This window comes from Vibrio sp. Of7-15 (genome assembly GCF_022347565.1).
Lineage (GTDB): Bacteria > Pseudomonadota > Gammaproteobacteria > Enterobacterales > Vibrionaceae > NORP241.
Window position 1 is genome coordinate 37,076 of sequence record NZ_JAKRGH010000001.1, and the last position, 17,936, is coordinate 55,011.

Genomic DNA, 17,936 nt, shown 5'->3' on the forward strand with positions numbered 1-17,936 from the left:
TTGGCCTAGTGGTAAAGAATAGTTTTTTAGGTAGCAGAGAAAATAAGGGGCGGTGGTGACGCCAAGTGGTGTTCACACACCGCCCCAAAAGCTGAATCAATCTCGTTGGTCTCCCCCGATTGACTTTCATTTACGGTTTTACTGGTGAAAACCATAAATGGCAGCCTTTGAAACAACGAATCAGCTAGCTCGATAAACACTTATTCAGTGAGTAAAAATGGTGCTCTTCCTTTACGAGTCTTAGAAAGAGTGAATAAAAATATCTCACTACCCTTTGGAGATGGTTTTATTCTGTCGAAAGCCGAAGGCCTGAACATCCTCCTTTGTAAAAAAGTTGTTAGGTGTAGGGTGGGGGAGGAGTACGTAGATCACACTTTTCGTATCGAGTGATCTGGCTCATAAAAAAGGCAGGAAGCGATGAGTTGGAAATCACACAATCTGACTTTTTGAGACGTTGGTCATACCGAGGTAGCGACCTAGATCACGCTTTTAAACTCCGTTTTCGGGGGCGTAGATGGCGGGATGATGTAATACCCCCATAGTTTTACGATGATAGGCTCTGAAAGGTCGGCTCTGCTATCTGGTGAGCCTATAATTAATTCAGGAAGGATTCAAAAATGAAAAAAGTCCTCAGTACTGTTGCATTTTGCACGCTAGCTGCACTTGGTTCTGTTCATGCCCATGCTGCGATTGAAGAAGGTCAGCTGACCATCTGGATCAACGGTGATAAAGGCTACAATGGTCTTGCAGAAGTGGGCAAACAGTTTGAAGAAGATACGGGTATTAAAGTTACCGTTGCTCACCCAGATGGCCTACAAGATAAATTTCCTCAAGTAGCGGCTGCGGGCGATGGCCCTGATATCGTATTTTGGGCTCATGACCGCTTTGGTGGTTATGCTGAATCTGGATTCTTAACTGAAATTACCCCTTCTGAAGAGATTAAAAACGGCATTTTTGATTTCACATGGGATGCCGTGAAATACGATGGTAAGTTCATCGGTTATCCAATTGCGGTGGAAGCCCTTTCTCTTATCTACAACAAAGATCTTGTACCAAACCCACCTAAGAACTGGGAAGAAGTGGCAGCGCTCGATAAAAAGCTAAGCAAAGATGGTAAAAAAGCCATCATGTGGAACTTAAAAGAACCGTACTTTACTTGGCCTCTTATGGCGGCTGATGGCGGCTATGCCTTTAAGTACACGTCGAATGGCTATGATGTAAAAGACGCGGGTATTAATAAGCCTGGTGTTAAAGGCAGCATGCAGTTTGTGGTTGATATGGTGAAAAAAGGCATCATCTCAGCTGACATGGATTACTCTGTTTCTGAATCTGAGTTTAACAATGGTAAAACAGCCATGACCATCAATGGTCCTTGGTCTTGGGGTAACATTGAAAAGTCGGGCATTAACTATGGTGTAACGCTATTGCCTAAGTTTAACGGTAGTGCTTCTAAACCATTTGTTGGTGTATTAACAGCAGGTATTAGTTCCGCTTCTCCAAACAAAGATCTCGCGGTTGAATTCCTTGAGAGCTACCTGTTAACCAATGAAGGTTTAGCAAAAGTGAATGCCGATAAGCCATTAGGTGCGGTAGCTCTGAAATCATTCCAAGAAGAGCTGGGTGATGACGAGCGTATTGCTGCTACTATGGATAACGCCATGAACGGTGAAATTATGCCAAATATTCCTCAAATGGGTGCATTCTGGGGTGCGGCGAAAAACAGTATTGTGAACACTGTTGATGGTCGTCAATCCATTAATGATGCACTAAAAGATGCTGAAAAACAGATGACGAAATAACGTCTCTTCTCTTTTGGGAGGGGGCCTCTTACTCCTCCCGTTCTCTCCAATTCTTCGTTAGCAAGGTGCTGAAATGCAGTCAGTCCAAGGAAAAGAAGCGATGGCGAGTCAATCCGCTTCTCCTGTTAATTACCAACATCTCATCAAATGGTTGCTGCTTGCCACCATCGGCATTATTAATGGTTATGCCACTGTTCTTATGTATGCAAGAGGCGAAACCGCATTTGCCTTACTTACCGTCGTATTAACGTCTCTTGCGCTTTTCATTTTTGGTAGTAAAAAAACTTACGCGCATCGTTATATTTACCCAGGCATTGCCGGGATGATTTTATTCATTATTTTCCCGCTTGTTTACACCGTTGGGTTAGCTTTCACTAACTACAGTGCGAAAAATCAGCTATCACTCGATCGAGCACAAACCGTGTTGCTTGATCGTACTTTCCAAAGTGGTAAAAGCTATCCATTTAGCTTGTACCAAGATCATGACGGATTCCGCCTAACGGTGAAAGATGGTAGTCAGCTACTTTCAACCGAAGCGATTGATTTGGTGTCATTGCAACCAGGTAAACTGGTACTTAGTTCTATAGCGTCAGCACCAGGTAAAAAAGAAAAGATCAAAACCATCATTTCTAATCGTACTGTTTTAAACGGTGTTGATTTAATCTTGCCTTCTGGTGATGCCATTCGTATGAGTGGTTTACGTAAATTTGCTGCGGTTGCGCCGCTATACACATTGCAAGAAGACGGTGAAAGTTTACTGAATAATAAAACTCAAGAGTTATTGAAGCCAAACATGGAAATAGGCTTCTACCAGCCTGTGGATGCAGATGGTAACTTTGTCGGTAATACTATTTCCCCGGGCTTTGTAGTGAACATTGGTACGGGTAACTTTGAACGTATTTGGAAAGATGAAGGTATTAAAGAGCCATTTGTTAGCATCTTTATCTGGACGTTTGTTTTCGCTGCGTTAACGGTATTGTTCACGTTGGCTATTGGTTTGGTGCTAGCAAGTGTTGTTCAGTGGGAAGCGTTGAAAGGTCGTGCGGTGTATCGAGTATTATTGATCCTGCCTTACGCGGTTCCTGCGTTTATTTCTATCTTGATTTTTAAAGGTTTGTTCAACCAAAGCTTTGGTGAAATCAATATGGTGCTGGAGACCCTGTTTGGTCTGAAAATTAATTGGTTCTCCGACCCTATCTCAGCCAAAGTGATGGTGATGATCGTCAATACTTGGTTAGGCTTCCCTTACATGATGATTCTATGTATGGGGCTATTGAAATCGATTCCTGAAGACTTATACGAAGCGTCTGCGATAGATGGTGCTGGACCGTTCCAGAACTTCATGAAAATCACCGTGCCTATGATGGTGAAACCATTAACGCCACTATTGATTGCTAGCTTCGCGTTTAACTTTAATAATCTGGTGATGATCCAGTTATTAACCGAAGGTGGTCCAAACATGATTGGCACCAGTGAGCCAGCAGGTTATACGGATCTTCTTGTAAGTTACACCTATCGCATTGCCTTTGAAGGCGGTGGCGGTCAAGACTTTGGTTTAGCTAGTGCAATCGCAACAATTATTTTCTTATTGGTTGGTGGCTTGGCTCTATTCAACCTACGTTTCACCAAATTGTCTCAAGATTAAGGGGTCATTGTTATGCCAATGGTTCAAGGAAAGTCTCTTAAGTATCGAGTGTGGGCGACACACATTGCGATGTGGTTTTTTCTGTCGTTAATTATCTTCCCATTGTTGATGGTAGTGGTGATTTCGTTGCGTGAAGGTAACTTTGCCACGGGTGAGCTGATTCCTTCTAATCCATCATTAGAGCACTGGAAGCTCGCATTGGGCTTCTCAGTCACCAATGCGGATGGCAGTGTGACTCCGCCGCCATTTCCAGTTTTATTGTGGCTGTGGAACTCAGTAAAAGTAGCTGGCATTACCTCTGTGTTGATTGTGGCCTTATCTACCACTAGTGCGTATGCTTTTGCACGTTTGCGTTTTAAAGGGAAAAACAGCATCTTAAAAGCGATGATGATTTTCCAAATGTTCCCAGCTGTGCTGGCGTTAGTCGCGATTTATGCCTTGTTTGATCGTTTAGGGCAGTACATTCCATTCCTTGGCTTAAATACTCATGGTGGTCTAGTATTTTCTTATCTTGGTGGTATTGCACTGCATGTGTGGACAATTAAGGGTTACTTCGAATCCATTGATGGTTCATTAGAAGAAGCGGCAGCGCTAGATGGTGCAACACCGTGGCAAGCGTTCCGTTTGGTTCTGTTGCCGTTATCGGTGCCAATCTTAGCGGTGGTGTTTATTCTGGCATTCATCGGAGCTGTAACAGAAGTTCCTGTAGCATCTTTACTGCTTTCTGATGTAAACTCGTACACATTAGCAGTTGGCATGCAGCAGTATTTGTATCCTCAGAACTACTTATGGGGTGATTTTGCAGCCGCAGCCGTACTATCTGCTTTACCAATTACAGCCGTATTCTTGCTGGCTCAGCGTTACTTAGTAGGTGGCCTGACAGCAGGCGGCGTGAAGGGATAAAAATAACAATAAGGGTTTAGTTTGTTCACTTAGGCTAAACCCATTCCCAGCGTGAAGAGCTTAACATATGGTTTGGCCGCCGATCTGTTAAGTGTTCAGCGCAACTAATTGGCGTTACGCATAGCTGGCTTATAATTCGCTTTCTGCATTAGAAATGATTAATAAGTTTTTGTAACAAGAACCCAGGGTGTTCGCTCTGGGTTTTTTCTTACCTCGAATCTGAGTTGAGAAGAGTATAAATAAGACAATCATTGATGTACTGCTTGAGCATGACAAGTGCGGTTGACTTCAAAATTTTTATTCCCATACAAGTCTGACACCAGCAAAAGTGTCATAAAGTTATGCGTGGTCACTTGATTGCTGTGCGGCGTCTCATCATGGTCTTGGTATCATCGTAGATGTTATTTTTAATCAGAGCAGTAAAGAAAGTGCTGGTGTTGAGCGGAAGAATTGGTTTTTATTGACTATTAGTGAGTATTTACTTTTTGATGTTGGAAGGTAGTGACTACGAATAAAGAAAAAGCCAGAAACAATAATTGGCTTATCGTTTCTGGCTTTCTGGCTTTCTGGCTTACGTGCTTACTTTATTACGACCACCTTTTTTGGCTCGGTATAAAGCTTCATCGGCTGCTTTTATGACTTTTACAGGCTTAGCGGCGACGCTACTGTCGGCAACGCCAATGCTGATGGTCACATTCACCACTTTGGATTGGTTACCTTTACCACGCTTCTGAGTGCCTTCTTCATCACTTTTCGGGCGATCATCTTTATTACGAATGACCAGATCGTAGTTAGCAATGTCTTCACGCAATTCATCTAGGTATTCGATGCTTTGTTCTGCGGTTTTCCCTTTAAACAGCACCGTAAATTCTTCACCACCATAGCGGTATACTTTGGCACCGCCGTTGGTGTCAGCCATGATTCTCGCTACCAGCTTTAAAACATCATCACCAGTGTCATGGCCATAGGTATCGTTGAATTTTTTAAAGTGGTCAACATCAAGCATGGCAATGGCGTATTTTCTGCCAAGGTGCTTCATTTCTGCTTCAAGCGCTCGCCTTCCCGGAATGTTGGTAAGCTGATCAATAAAGGCCAATTCATGGCTGGTAGCAATGATATTCAAGATCAATAAAATGCCCGCCAGCGAGAAGAAAGTGCTAGAGACATAATCTACATGAAACAATGAAAACGTTAAGCTGGCCAATAACAAGCTTGCAAAAATGGCCTGATCAGTACTTTCATTTCTGGTTAAGATCAAGATAGCCGCCACACAGCACATCAATACACTGTATAGCACGACAACCAGTGGTAAAGGGGACACATTGGGCAAGCTGAGAAAATAGCTTTGCCATAACCAGCTCATGTCATTCTCACTAAAGTGCTGAATAATAAGCAGGCACCAGCCGAGCATGAAGATTAATATGGCAAGAAACCCAGCTCCGTAACGAGACATAATACGGCGATCAGGAAAGATAAAGACCGCCATCAAACTGACAGGGAGCAATAGGGCAAGCAAGGTAAATTCAATTCTTGCGGTGCCATAGTGTAAAGGAACTTGTAAACGAGATTGAATTAAATAGTAAGTAATGGCCATCACCAGAGCAATTAACCCGGTACGACCTTGGTTGAAGGGCTGGCTTAATAAAATCGCAAGACCAAGTAAGATGTACGGAAGAATGTACGTAAAATCTTGGTTGTCGCTAGATAAGGCGATGATTCCATCCATTCCTGAAATTGATGCCACAGCAAAAATAATGGGAAGAAGGAGTCTAAAACCTGGGTGGTTAATGAGAGAAAATGACATCCGATTTTATAGTATTTAATAAGTAGAGTGTTTGGTTGAGACTTTAGGATACTTAGATAATTTGGGAATCCAAGCTTTTTTATTCTATCTTAACCAGTAAGAGTAATGAAATTACAGTTTAGTAAAAAAACTGTGATGTTCTGCTTAATTGAACCATAAATGAGTGTAATAACGATGTTTCGTTATTTGTGGTGGAATATGAACAAATGGTCGGCTTATCATTACATACCTTGTGGTTTTGTTATGATTTAAGGGCAGAAAAAAGTGAACCAGAAGGAGTTGATAATGCAAATAAGCTCAGAAGTACATAACTACATGGAAACCTTGCTTGGCAGTAAATTAGTTGAGATGGAATACACTGAAAAGTACACCCCGGATCAACTGGCAGATCTGGCTTGCTTAGTCTTAAATCGTTTACCTTCCATTTATATTCGCCATGATATCGATATGCTTGCTGCCTTATCGGATCAAAAGCTGGTGGAAATGGGGCGCATTGTGATGGATGCCATTACAGACGTTGAGCATATGATCGCGAATGACCGACGTACTCGCTCTCCTGATGAATTGGAAGAGTATTTTAAAGTTCAGGCAGCAAGGGATGCGATGGAAGCGCTAGAAGAAGAAGCAAGAGTACAATCAGAATAAAAAAGCACCCACCGAAATGATGGGTGCTTGCTGTTGAGTTTATAATTGAGTAGATCAACTAAACGTTTTTAGTGTGGTGAGGCAGCTTATGCTTGTGGCTCAGCCGCTTCTGAAACTGCTTCTTTTGGTTCAGGAAACGCTTTAGTTGGTTTTGCTACGATGTTTCGAGTGTCTTCTTTCACTTCAGAAAGTTGAACTTCTAAACAGTCGCCTAGTTTAAACTCTTCTACTGTATCGATTTTGATCAAGCCAAGGTCAGCATTACATTCAATACGGTTTTTGTTATCTACGATAAGTGAACCTGGAATGAAGGCTGATGCGCCGTTTTCAAGTAAGCGAATACGCATACCAGCACGATTAATATCAAAAATTTCACCAGTAAATGTAGTGCCTTTTTCTACATCGGCTAACAGGGTACGTGCGTACAACCAGTTTGCCACGTTACGCTCGGCAATTTTGTGGTGCTTACGGTGCAGCGCCATTTCTTCACCTACCACGTCATCAGGTAATTGAATCGGGTCTTTGCTTAAAATGTGTGCTTTAAGCATACGGTGGTTGATCATGTCGCCGTATTTACGAATAGGGGAAGTCCATGTTGCGTAGATTTCTAGGCCCATTGCGTAATGTGGTTCAGGGCTATTAACCACATCACTGTAAGCTTGAAGCTTACGGATTCGGTTATCAAGATAGCTGTCTTCTTGATTGCCTAACCAGCGGCGTAATGCGCTAAAACCAGAAAGCGTAGCGATGTCTTCTTGTGTAAACTCTGCACCTTCGGCTTGGTTCACTAATTCAATAACATCGGCCAGTTTTTCAGGTTTAATGCCAGCGTGGGTGTTGAAAACGCCAGTATTAAAGCTGTCACGAAGAACAGTACCAGCACAAATGTTGGCCGTGATCATTGCTTCTTCTACAATACGGTTAGCACTGCGGCGCATGTCTGCATGAATCGCCACAACATCGTTGTCTTCGCTTAGTTCAAAGCGGTAATCTGGACGATCTGGGAAGACAACGGCGTTTGCTTGACGCCAGTTATTACGAATCTGAGCAAAAGCGTGGAGATCGGATACTTGCTTAGCAATGGTCTCTGTTGGTTGCCATTCATCGCTACTGCCATTTTCTAACCAATCTGACACGTGGCTGTAGGCAAGTCGTGCGTGAGATTGCATCCAAGCAGCAAAGAATGAAATATCAGCGCCCATTGAGCCGTCATTATTGATGGAGACAGTACAGCAAATGGCTGGACGTTTCTCACCTTCAATAAGAGAACACAAATCATCACTTAAGGCACGTGGCAGCATTGGAATGTTGCGGCCAGGTAAGTAGATGGTGTAACCACGTTCACGAGCCACTTTGTCCATGGCATCATCAGGGGAGATGTAAGCCGTTGGATCGGCAATGGCAATAGTAAGCTTAAAGCTGCCATCGTCATTCTTTTCAATGTGAAGGGCATCGTCCATGTCTTTGGTGGATTCACCATCGATGGTGACAAAAGGTACTTCTGTCATATCGACACGATTGAGATCGGTATCGTCATTTAATGGCCACTCATCTTGGCCTTCTGGTTCAGAGTTTGGCAGATCATTTTGTGCCAGTGTTACCCACCAAGGGGCAATTTTGTCATCTGCATCGGTGATCTTACTGGTCACTTCAACAAAAAAGCCTTTATCACTTTCTAGAGGGTGATTAGTTAGTTGAGCAACAACCCAATCACCTTCTTGTAATGTTGTCGGATTAACCCCTTTGGCAGCTTTTGCTTTTAGCGGTGTATTTAGCTGAGAGTGATCAGGCATGACGTGTAAGCGCTTCTTGATCATTTTTACACGGCCAATAAAGCGAGTCACACTCTGTTCAATAAGCTGATCTGGTTCTGCTACTTCACGCTCTTTTTCCGTACGGATTAGGGCAACAACGCGATCACCATGCATGACTTTTTTCATATACGGTGGTGGGATGAAGTAGCTGCTCTTATCGTCAGCCTCAAGAAAGCCAAAGCCACGCTCAGTTGCTTTGATAGTACCTTCTTTTGTCGGAATATTTTCTTTGATTTGCTGTTTTAGCTGTGCAAGTAGTGGGTTATCTTGAAACATGATCTCAGGTCTTATATTAATAACACCTACACTATAATCATCACAGTAGGGGATTACTACCATATAGTAGTAAAATGTTGTGATTCCCTTCAGTGTGCTTCATGACCATCTTAGGGATTTATAAGGAGAGGAAAATATCGCTTTTTTTATAATGTTTAATTGAAATTCGATGTAATTGATGGGAATTAGGGTATTGATAATGTAGAGGTAATATCAAAGCTAGTGAAAATCAGGCTTTGAAGAGAATGTGAACTGGTTGCAATTTCACCTAAAAGCAGTGATTAAGCGCAAAAAATGTGTGTTTTTTACCTTCCTTTAAATATTTATGGATAAAATTGTGATGTTCTTCAATTTTTTCTGGATTTTTTTCTCGTAGTAGTGCAGAATTCGCGCCTCCTTAGTCGTGTCCCGAATCCGCTTGCGTTTGCTGTGTCAGAAACTTGTGAAGCGAATGGGACCTTTCGTTATTAGATTATATATTGGGATCCCAATGCAAGAATCTGTTACAGAATTTCGTCAGCTAGATCTAGCTGAAACTCTTTTATCTGCACTAGATAAAATGGGCTTCGTGTCTCCTACTCCTATTCAGGCGGCATCGATTCCTCTACTTCTTACTGGTACTGATGCTCTTGGTAAAGCGCAAACAGGTACAGGTAAAACAGCGGCGTTCTCTCTTCCTGTTTTAAACAAACTGGATCTTAAGCAGCACAAACCTCAAGCAATTGTTATGGCTCCTACTCGTGAGCTAGCAATTCAGGTTGCCGCAGAGATGAAAACTCTAGGTCAAAACATCAAAGGCCTGAAAGTATTAGAAATCTACGGTGGTGCATCTATCGTAGATCAAATGCGAGCATTAAAAGCGGGTGCTCACATTGTTGTCGGTACACCGGGACGTGTAAAAGACCTAATCACTCGTGATCGTCTACACCTAGACGAAGTAGATACATTCGTTCTTGATGAAGCGGATGAGATGCTGAAAATGGGCTTCGTTGATGATGTTACTTGGATCATGGAGCAAGCTCCTGCAAGTGCACAACGTGTTCTTTTCTCTGCAACAATGCCACCAATCGTTAAGCAGATTGTTGACCGTTTCCTACGTGAACCAGCACGCATCGACGTTGCGGGCGAGAACCGTACGGTTTCTAAAGTTGAGCAACAATTCTGGGTTGTTAAAGGCGTAGAGAAAGACGAAGCAATGAGCCGTCTTCTTGAAACTGAAGAAACTGATGCATCAATCGTATTCGTACGTACTCGTCAAGATACTGAGCGTCTAGCAGATTGGTTATCTGCACGTGGTTTTAAAGCTGCGGCACTTCACGGTGACATTCCTCAGTCTCTACGTGAGCGTACTGTTGACCACATCAAACAAGGTGTTATCGATATCTTAGTTGCAACTGACGTTGTTGCGCGTGGTCTTGACGTTCCTCGTATTACGCATGTATTTAACTACGACATCCCATTCGATGTTGAGTCATACATCCACCGTATCGGTCGTACAGGTCGTGCTGGTCGTGCTGGTAAAGCGGTACTGTTAGTTCGTACTAACCAAATCCGTATGCTACGCACTATCGAGCGTGTAACTAAGTCAAGCATGCAAGAAATTCAGCTTCCAGCTCGTGATAAAGTAGCTGAAGCTCGCTTAAACCGTCTTGGTGCTGAACTAGCAGCAGATAAAGAGTCTGAGAGCCTAGAAGCGTTCGCAGAGCTAATCACTAAGCTGCAAGAAACGTTAGAAGTAGATTCAACAACAATTGCTGCGATGCTTCTTAAGCGTCAGCAAGGCAAGCGTCCGTTATTCTACAAAGGCCCAGATCCAATGATCGCGGCTCTTGAGCGTGAAAAACAACGTCGTGAGCGTCGTGGTGAACGTGGCGAGCGTCGTGGTGAGCGTGGTGAACGTCGTAGCTACAACGATGCAGACTTTGACACTTACCAGCTACAAGTTGGCCGTGAGCAAGGTGTTCAAGTTAAAGACATCGTTGGTGCACTAGCAAACGAACTAGGTTTCACTAAAGGTTCTATTGGTGCAATCAAACTGGCTCCTGAGCACACATTCGTTCAGTTACCTAAGAAAATGACTGCAGACGTTGCAGCTCAGCTTAAGAAGCTGCGTATTCGTCAAAACGAAGTGAAAGCGGTTGTTGTTGAAGGCGTAGATTTATCTCGCGAGCGTCCTCGTGGTAACCGTGATGGTAACCGTGGCGGATACCGTGGTAATCGTGAAGGTGGTAATGGTCGTCGTGATGGTGAGCGTCGTTTCGATCGCAACCGTGGCGGTGACAACCGTGGTAGCCACCGTGGTGAGCGTCACCACAATGGTGATCGTCCACGCCGTCCACGTCGCACTTCTGAAGCATAAGCTTAGATAGTTTGATGACAAAAAAACCGAGGATCTTTCCTCGGTTTTTTTATGTCTGTAATTTTTACATAAAGATAATAGAGGGGCTGAGAGACTCTCTAGTTAACCGTCTTCACACGAATAGAGTGCTTCCGACCAGATATGGCGGCAGATACGATCATCTCTTCCTAATCGTTCACACTGTTCTCTGCGCCAAAACTCCATATCTGCTAAACGATAAATAGAAGGCATTGATTTACAAAAGTAGGGGTTATACTGAGCGGCACTCAAGCACCCTTTATAAAAAAATAAATTATCGAAGAAGCAAGTCCACTGAGTGCATATGTGATTGCCAAAAGTGACTTCAGTAACGCAGTGTTTGATGTTTTTTCCTCTCGCGAAAACTTGTCCTTCGATTCGAGCAGAATTCAAGGAATAAATAAGCCAGATAATAGACATGACTAAGGCAACCACAAAGCTGGTTCTGATTGTGAGTTGTTTAGTGTGTTTTTTCATTTAGTCCTCCGTCACGTCCTTCTTATGCCACATAGGCGACATTATTTATTGTGTAGAGTAGGGAGCAGAAATACTTCGCTATCGCGATGGGCTTTACCCTAATTAAGCGCAAAATATATACAGTGTAGTTTCATGATTCTTGGTCTTTTAACACTGGGTTATCAAGCTATTAAGTCGATGTTATTCGCATTGGGAATATCACTGTTATAAGAATAGAACAAACTCTGATGGTCGTGGGAAAATTGATATTGGTGGTAAATCTTCATTTATGTTCATGAAATGAGCTATTTTTTGATCTTAAGCAGTATAAATAGCATTAATATTTTATAATGAGCAACAAAAGTTGAATTAATCAAAATAATTTGAATAATAAGAGTATCATTTACTGTAGTACTGGCATTTTCCGCCAGTTTGTAAAGACCCTACAAATAAAAAGAGATATCTCATGAATAACGCTTTTGTTCTTGTCATTAATTCCGGTAGTTCTTCCATGAAATTTGCAGTCATTGACTCAAAATCTGGTGATGCTGTATTAAGCGGTTTAGGTGAGTGTTTTGGCCTACCTGAAGCTTGTATGAGCTGGAAGTACCAAGGAAATAAACATGAGGTGCAATTAGAAGTAGGTGACAATAATCATCAATTAGCCATTAGCAAATTAGTTGAGATTGTACGTGAATATGGTTTAGTGGATGACGTGATCGCTATCGGCCATCGTATTGTGCATGGCGGTGAAAAGTTCACTAGCACGGTTCAGGTGAACGAAGACGTTGTTGCTGAAATCGAGAAACTGTCAGACCTTGCACCACTTCATAACCCCGCAGGTGCAAAAGGCATTCGTGCGGCGATGCAAGCCTTCCCAGCGTTGCCACAGTTTGCGGTGTTTGATACTGCTTTCCACCAAACCATGCCAGCTAAAGCGTTTACAGGCGCAATTTCTAACAAGTTGTATAAAGATTATGGTATTCGCCGTTATGGTTTCCACGGCACTAGCCATTACTTCGTAAGCCGTGAAGCAGCGAAGATGATTGATAAACCTGTTGAACAAAGCAGCTTCATTTCTGTTCATTTAGGTAATGGTGCGTCGGTGTGTTCAGTAAAAGACGGCCAGAGTGTAGATACCAGCATGGGCTTTACACCGTTAGCGGGCCTAATGATGGGCACTCGCTGTGGCGATTTGGACCCAGGTATTATCGAGTTCTTAATGAAAAAAGGCTGGAGCCAAGATGCAATCTTTAAAGAGCTAAACTCAAACTCAGGCTTTTTAGGTGTGTCTGGTTTAACGAGCGATGCGCGCGGTATTCTTGAAGCGATGGAGCAGGGTCATGAAGGCGCTAAGCTTGCGTTCCAAGTCTTTACTTACCGCGTAGCTAAATACATTGCTTCTTACATGGTTTCTTTAGATTCGTTAGATGGCATCATCTTCACTGGTGGTATTGGTGAAAACTCACTACCAATTCGTCGTGAAATTCTGAAAAACCTAAAACTACTGGGTTTTGTGGAAGATGAAAAAGGCAACGAAGACGCTCGTTTTGGTAACTCAGGTATTATCGCTAAGTCTGAATTACTTGATGCAGTTGTTATGGTGATTCCAACTAACGAGGAGTTCGTGATTGCTCAGCAGTCGGTAGAGCTGATGTAAGTTAACCGTATAAGTATTATCATTTAAAAGCGAGCTCATGTAGCTCGCTTTTTTGGTTTTAATACTGGGTAACTACTTTATGGGCAGATAGATCTCCGTTAATAACTCACATTCATCCACTTCATGAACAAAGTTCAGATAGCGGAAGAAGCAAGGGAAATCTCTTAAATTTTCGCCGCTATCTGGCAACCATTTTTGATACAAATTGTATACAGTTTCACCAATAGAGTCATGGCTTCCTTTGTGAATTGCAACAGCACATCTACCACTTGGGATTACACTAGATTTAACACCATGGTTGTTCTCTGGAACATTGCCTTGATGTGATCCACATATATCGAACTGGAACTTTTCATCAGGTGTATCATTGGGATCAGAGTGAGAAATACCAAATGTTTCACTGGTTTTTATTGGAGACAAACCCGTTGATTTTCTCCAATTTATAAATTTTGCAACTGTTTCATAGACTAGTTTAGGGCTACCTTTGTGCTCAATTAACGCGACTTCTCTTTTATCGAAATCTACGACTTTTACATCCATGGTACTTTCTCCTGTTATAGGTGGTTGATATTCATATTTTGAGTGCCAAGATCGCCACTCTGGTTGATTTCTAAATTGGGAAGGCGTTTGTTCAAAAACTCTGGAAAAAGCACGGGAAAAGGCTTCAAGACTTTCGAAGTGTGCTTCAAAAGCAATATCAGTAATACTGAACTCTGGCTCAAACGCTAACCTGAAAGAAGCTCGCTTCAGTCGTGCTAACAGGACGTATTGTATGGTACTGACTCCCATAAACGACTTAAAGATACGGTGAAAATGGTACTTAGAGCTGGCAGCGACTGAACTTAACTGCTCAAGCGAGAACTCTTCATCTAAGTTTTTATCTATAAAATCACACACTTTCTTTATCTGTCGTTCATGGTGCTTTACTACATTCATTTTCTTTTGTTATCCAACTAAGAATTCGGAGAAATGATACCTATGGAGAATAGCCTTTGCCTGATTGAAATTGCGGAATAGTGGATAATATATAGTTTCTATGGAGTGGGTAGATCGATTTTACGCAGCGTCAAGCATAATGGTTGCAGCCCAAACCACGTTTAGCATGGCAAAATTGATAAAGGGTTGAGCCGTAACCTAAGTAGAGTAGGGTGAATACAGGGTAATAGAAGCGTGCAAAGTAGCTACTTCGAAACCTTAAGAAGTAGCGGACATTATGGTTTATTATTTCGGTTGTTTTCTAGGCCACAAACCGATTTGATCAGGAATGGTGAGCTTATAAGTTATGCTTTTCGTGCCTCACTCTGCTCCCTGCCTAAAATTATTCACTGCAATCCAGTATTCAATGCTTATAGATATAGTATTTTGCTAAAAAAGGCGGATAATCTCGCTAACAACACTTAAAGAAGAAATTACCTATGATTGATTTTCAATATTACTTTCATCAACTGCCTTGTTTTGACTGTAAAAAGACCACAGTAAACACAGATCTTGGTTGGTTAACGGCCGCGATGAAAGATGATGTCTTAGCGCAAGTGACTGAGATTATCTCGCAAGGCAACCTTGAGCCTGATCTTTCTGTGAACGTGACTTGTACGAAAGACGAAGCGCGCGATTACTTATTGTTGAATTTCTACGGTTACTCAGAAGAAGAGCTAGCGAATCAAGTTGAAGCGGAAGATGAGCAAGAAGTCGCGGATGAAATAGCAGAGTTACTGGCAGAAGGTAACGATGTTGCAGTCTTTGAGCATGAAATTGCCCTTCAAATCTGTACTGATTGCGACATGGGTGAAGAGTAAAGCCAAGCGTAATCATTAAACTGACACATGTTCATAATACATAACATGATGTCTTAGTTATTTTAGGCGTTAGCAGAGTCGTGTTTGCTAACGCCTTTCTTATTAAAGCTAGAACCCAGCTCCACCTTTGCCGATTTCAACTTACTGAGTAATTTTCAGTCCATTCGGGTAATAAAGGTTTGTTCGTCATCTACAAAAGCCACGAAGCCTCCGTGATAGATAAACACCCGACCACGCCCCTCAACTAGGCAGGCAAGCTGTGGGTTCAAATCTTCTTCGTTATCCTTGCTTTGAAATGTGCCAGTATCGGTGATTATGCCGCTGAGTGTAGGCAAATATCCATAAGTGCGCTTGGCTTGATCAATCAGGCCCAATTCACTGGCGGTAGAGAAACAAGATGGGATCGCACCAGCTTCTTCGATAAACATTGGTTTCAGTTCTTCAAAGGCGGTAATCACCAACCAGTCGATGCCGTTAACATGATGGATAAACATAGATTATAAATACTTAGTTTCTTGATTATTCTGATACGGAGATTCTATCACTATCAAGGACAGATCGTAGTAGAGATTTAGTTTCTGCCCCTATCTAAGCTTCAACCGTGAATGAAGATCAGGGCCGCCTCCCTCGTTCCATACGCTATTAGCCCGCCATCGTGAGATGTCGCCATACCATGCTTAACCGTGGTCGTTTCTTGTTGAACATTATTTGATTCTTCCTGAAATTAATGGCCTATAAATAGACGGATGCATACTGATTACAGTGTCTCATACTCGCAGTCGTACTCTACGACTAATGTCTAACTATCTGAGACTGTTTGTTTTTTTTGGTTTGGTATAAGGTACTAGTTACTGAATGTTAATGGCTTTTTAAAAGTAAGTTGATTTATTGTTTGTATTCCTGAGTAAGTCAAATTTGCTTGCTACTGACAGGTCAACTTATAAAGAAAATAGAGTCATCGAGTTCTGTGTAGAAGAAAATATATCGCTAACTACTCCGCTAAATCTTCGTGTGAGTAAATTACGCTTGTTGGAACAACACACCTTAGAGTGTGAACGAAGGGAATCAACATGAGCAGTACTTTAGAGTCCGTACATATACGAACAGAGAAGCCTCAAACTAATGAGGATGAACTCTCCTATGAACAACAACACAAGCCAAGCTCAGAGTTTGGCTCCCGAGAACAGTATCTAGAGCACGAATTACAAATCATGTCGCCTAAGCGCTGGCGTCCGAATTTGCCGTTTAAAGATTACCGATTTGAGATAGAAGACACCATCCCAGCGATGGCGGCGACCATTGGTAAAGTGGTGATGGTGGGCGCGATTGCAGCCACCTTCGCCGGGGCGCTTGGGCTAAACGAAGGCTTCATCTTAGAAAATGTTCGTTATGAACTACTCATCGCCTCTGTGTTCATCATTCTTTTCTCTGGTTTTCTATTGCCGACCGCTAACCTTGCAGGTACACACGGCCCACTAATCCCTTTAATTCCCATTGTTGTTGCCGCTGGCGGACACCCGATGGCCTTTGGTTTGCTGATTGGCGCTTTTGGCTTAATGTTAGCCATCAGTAAAGGTGGCAGCATGCTGGCAAACCTCACCAGTAAAGGGGTTTGTGGTGGTTTATTGCTCTACCTTGGCTTTGTTGGCACCGCTTCTCAAGTGAAAAAGTTGTTCGCTTGGGCTGAGGGAATCGGAATGAGCCACATCGCTTTTGTCGTGATCTTTTGCACCATTATTCTGTATGCGTTGTTAGAGCACTTCCGTAAGCGTTGGCTCGCAGTGCCGCTTAGTTGCTTGTTGGGGGGCACGTTGGCGTTTGCGATGGGAGCCCCGTTTTCTTTCCAAACCGAGCCAGGCTTGCCTAACATGAACCCTATGTATTGGTGGGGAGAAGATACGGGTTGGATGCTAGGTCTGCCGACAATTGAACACTTCATGGTGGTATTGCCGTTTGCGATTCTAGCGGTAGCTATGTGGTCGCCAGATTTCCTAGGGCATCAAGTATTCCAAAAGATCAGCTACCCAGAACGTACTGAAAAAGTACACATGAACATTGACGATACCATGACCACGGCTTCAATTCGTCAAACGTTCGGTTCACTGCTCGGTGGTACTAACTTTACGTCTTCATGGGGGACTTATATTGTACCGGCGGCGATTGCTAAGCGTCCTATTCCTGCTGGCGCTTTGCTGACGGCGCTGTTCTGTATCATCGCTGCTATTTGGGGCTACCCAATGGATTTAGCTATCTGGCAACCTGTACTTTGTGTTGCGCTCATTGTTGGAGTATTTGTTCCATTGCTAGAAGCGGGAATGGAAATGACGCGTGAAGGGAAAACCACCCAATCGGCAGCGATTGTTGTGTTCTCGTCAGCGCTCGTTAACCCAGCATTTGGTTGGTCTATCACCATGCTGTTAGACAACTTAGGCTTAGTCGGCTGTAAAGAACGTAGCGGTGAACTGAGTAAAATGAGCCGTTGGGTGTTGCCTGGCATTATGTTTGTTGTGCTAACGAGTGTGATGGCGTTGGTTGGTCTTCTACCAGGGATTCCGGCGATTATTCCAAGTTTTCGTTAACCTCTAAATGATGATTATTGAATGATTGCTCCTTTTGCTTATTAAGTTTAACTGGGCTGTAAGGTGACGTTTTGTTAAGTCACCTTATTATTTGACTGCTTTGAACTCAGTTCAAACTTCTAGATTTAAAGCAGAGGTTAACAGCTACCAATCAGCACTTCCTTGGCTCAGGCATAAATGCA

General features: G+C 42.8%; 13 protein-coding genes and 1 pseudogene. 8 read left to right on the top strand and 6 right to left on the bottom strand.

Features of this window, described 5'->3' with window-relative positions; all coding sequences use genetic code 11:
* The first annotated feature begins 617 nt into the window (after positions 1 to 617).
* The 3 genes from malE (at position 618) to malG (ending at position 4,347) form a co-directional block, all read left to right on the top strand.
* Positions 618 to 1,799, top strand: a complete 1,182-nt coding sequence (gene malE, locus MHO82_RS00120; protein WP_239181817.1) for a maltose/maltodextrin ABC transporter substrate-binding protein MalE — start codon at positions 618 to 620, stop codon at positions 1,797 to 1,799.
* A gap of 73 nt (positions 1,800 to 1,872) precedes the next feature.
* Positions 1,873 to 3,444, top strand: coding sequence for a maltose ABC transporter permease MalF (malF, locus tag MHO82_RS00125; protein ID WP_239181818.1), 1,572 nt, complete (start codon positions 1,873 to 1,875; stop codon positions 3,442 to 3,444).
* Positions 3,445 to 3,456: 12 nt separating this feature from the next.
* Positions 3,457 to 4,347: a maltose ABC transporter permease MalG gene (gene malG, locus MHO82_RS00130; RefSeq protein ID WP_239181819.1), complete on the top strand. Its 891-nt coding sequence runs from the start codon at positions 3,457 to 3,459 to the stop codon at positions 4,345 to 4,347.
* Positions 4,348 to 4,918: 571 nt separating this feature from the next.
* On the opposite strand, the gene MHO82_RS00135 is transcribed toward malG, so the two are convergent.
* Complete coding sequence (locus MHO82_RS00135) at positions 4,919 to 6,151, bottom strand: GGDEF domain-containing protein (RefSeq protein WP_239181820.1); 1,233 nt, start codon at positions 6,149 to 6,151, stop codon at positions 4,919 to 4,921.
* Positions 6,152 to 6,436: 285 nt separating this feature from the next.
* On the opposite strand from MHO82_RS00135, the gene MHO82_RS00140 reads away from it, so the two are divergent.
* Positions 6,437 to 6,796 carry a late competence development ComFB family protein gene (locus MHO82_RS00140; protein WP_239181821.1) on the top strand — a complete coding sequence of 120 codons (360 nt, stop codon included), beginning with the start codon at positions 6,437 to 6,439 and terminating at the stop codon, positions 6,794 to 6,796.
* 86 nt (positions 6,797 to 6,882) lie between these two features.
* Here the strand turns inward: MHO82_RS00140 and MHO82_RS00145 are convergent, their stop codons facing one another.
* Positions 6,883 to 8,886 carry an exoribonuclease II gene (locus tag MHO82_RS00145; protein ID WP_239181822.1) on the bottom strand — a complete coding sequence of 668 codons (2,004 nt, stop codon included), beginning with the start codon at positions 8,884 to 8,886 and terminating at the stop codon, positions 6,883 to 6,885.
* A gap of 490 nt (positions 8,887 to 9,376) precedes the next feature.
* Here MHO82_RS00145 and MHO82_RS00150 point away from each other — a divergent pair, with 490 nt between their 5' ends.
* Positions 9,377 to 11,245: a DEAD/DEAH box helicase gene (locus MHO82_RS00150; RefSeq protein WP_239181823.1), complete on the top strand. Its 1,869-nt coding sequence runs from the start codon at positions 9,377 to 9,379 to the stop codon at positions 11,243 to 11,245.
* Between the two features lie 102 nt (positions 11,246 to 11,347).
* Here the strand turns inward: MHO82_RS00150 and MHO82_RS00155 are convergent, their stop codons facing one another.
* On the bottom strand, positions 11,348 to 11,740 hold the full coding sequence (locus MHO82_RS00155) for a hypothetical protein (RefSeq protein WP_239181824.1): 393 nt from the start codon (positions 11,738 to 11,740) through the stop codon (positions 11,348 to 11,350).
* A 445-nt stretch (positions 11,741 to 12,185) separates the two neighbouring features.
* On the opposite strand from MHO82_RS00155, the gene MHO82_RS00160 reads away from it, so the two are divergent.
* Positions 12,186 to 13,379 (top strand): acetate/propionate family kinase, encoded by a 1,194-nt coding sequence (locus MHO82_RS00160; RefSeq protein ID WP_239181825.1) that lies wholly within the window; start codon positions 12,186 to 12,188, stop codon positions 13,377 to 13,379.
* A gap of 72 nt (positions 13,380 to 13,451) precedes the next feature.
* On the opposite strand, the gene MHO82_RS00165 is transcribed toward MHO82_RS00160, so the two are convergent.
* Together MHO82_RS00165 and MHO82_RS00170 are read right to left on the bottom strand one after the other, a co-directional pair.
* Positions 13,452 to 14,315, bottom strand: coding sequence for an AraC family transcriptional regulator (locus MHO82_RS00165; RefSeq protein ID WP_239181826.1), 864 nt, complete (start codon positions 14,313 to 14,315; stop codon positions 13,452 to 13,454).
* Between the two features lie 132 nt (positions 14,316 to 14,447).
* Positions 14,448 to 14,604: pseudogene (locus MHO82_RS00170) on the bottom strand (MFS transporter); the annotation flags it as partial.
* A gap of 190 nt (positions 14,605 to 14,794) precedes the next feature.
* On the opposite strand from MHO82_RS00170, the gene MHO82_RS00175 reads away from it, so the two are divergent.
* Positions 14,795 to 15,175 (top strand): hypothetical protein, encoded by a 381-nt coding sequence (locus tag MHO82_RS00175; RefSeq protein WP_239181827.1) that lies wholly within the window; start codon positions 14,795 to 14,797, stop codon positions 15,173 to 15,175.
* A gap of 155 nt (positions 15,176 to 15,330) precedes the next feature.
* Here MHO82_RS00175 and MHO82_RS00180 read toward each other — a convergent pair whose 3' ends face one another.
* On the bottom strand, positions 15,331 to 15,669 hold the full coding sequence (locus tag MHO82_RS00180) for a cytosolic protein (protein ID WP_239181828.1): 339 nt from the start codon (positions 15,667 to 15,669) through the stop codon (positions 15,331 to 15,333).
* A 576-nt stretch (positions 15,670 to 16,245) separates the two neighbouring features.
* Between MHO82_RS00180 and MHO82_RS00185 the strand changes: the two genes are divergently transcribed.
* The gene (locus MHO82_RS00185) at positions 16,246 to 17,754 is read left to right on the top strand and encodes a DUF3360 domain-containing protein (RefSeq protein ID WP_239181829.1); all 1,509 of its coding nucleotides are present in this window, start codon (positions 16,246 to 16,248) and stop codon (positions 17,752 to 17,754) included.
* Positions 17,755 to 17,936 lie beyond the last annotated feature (182 nt).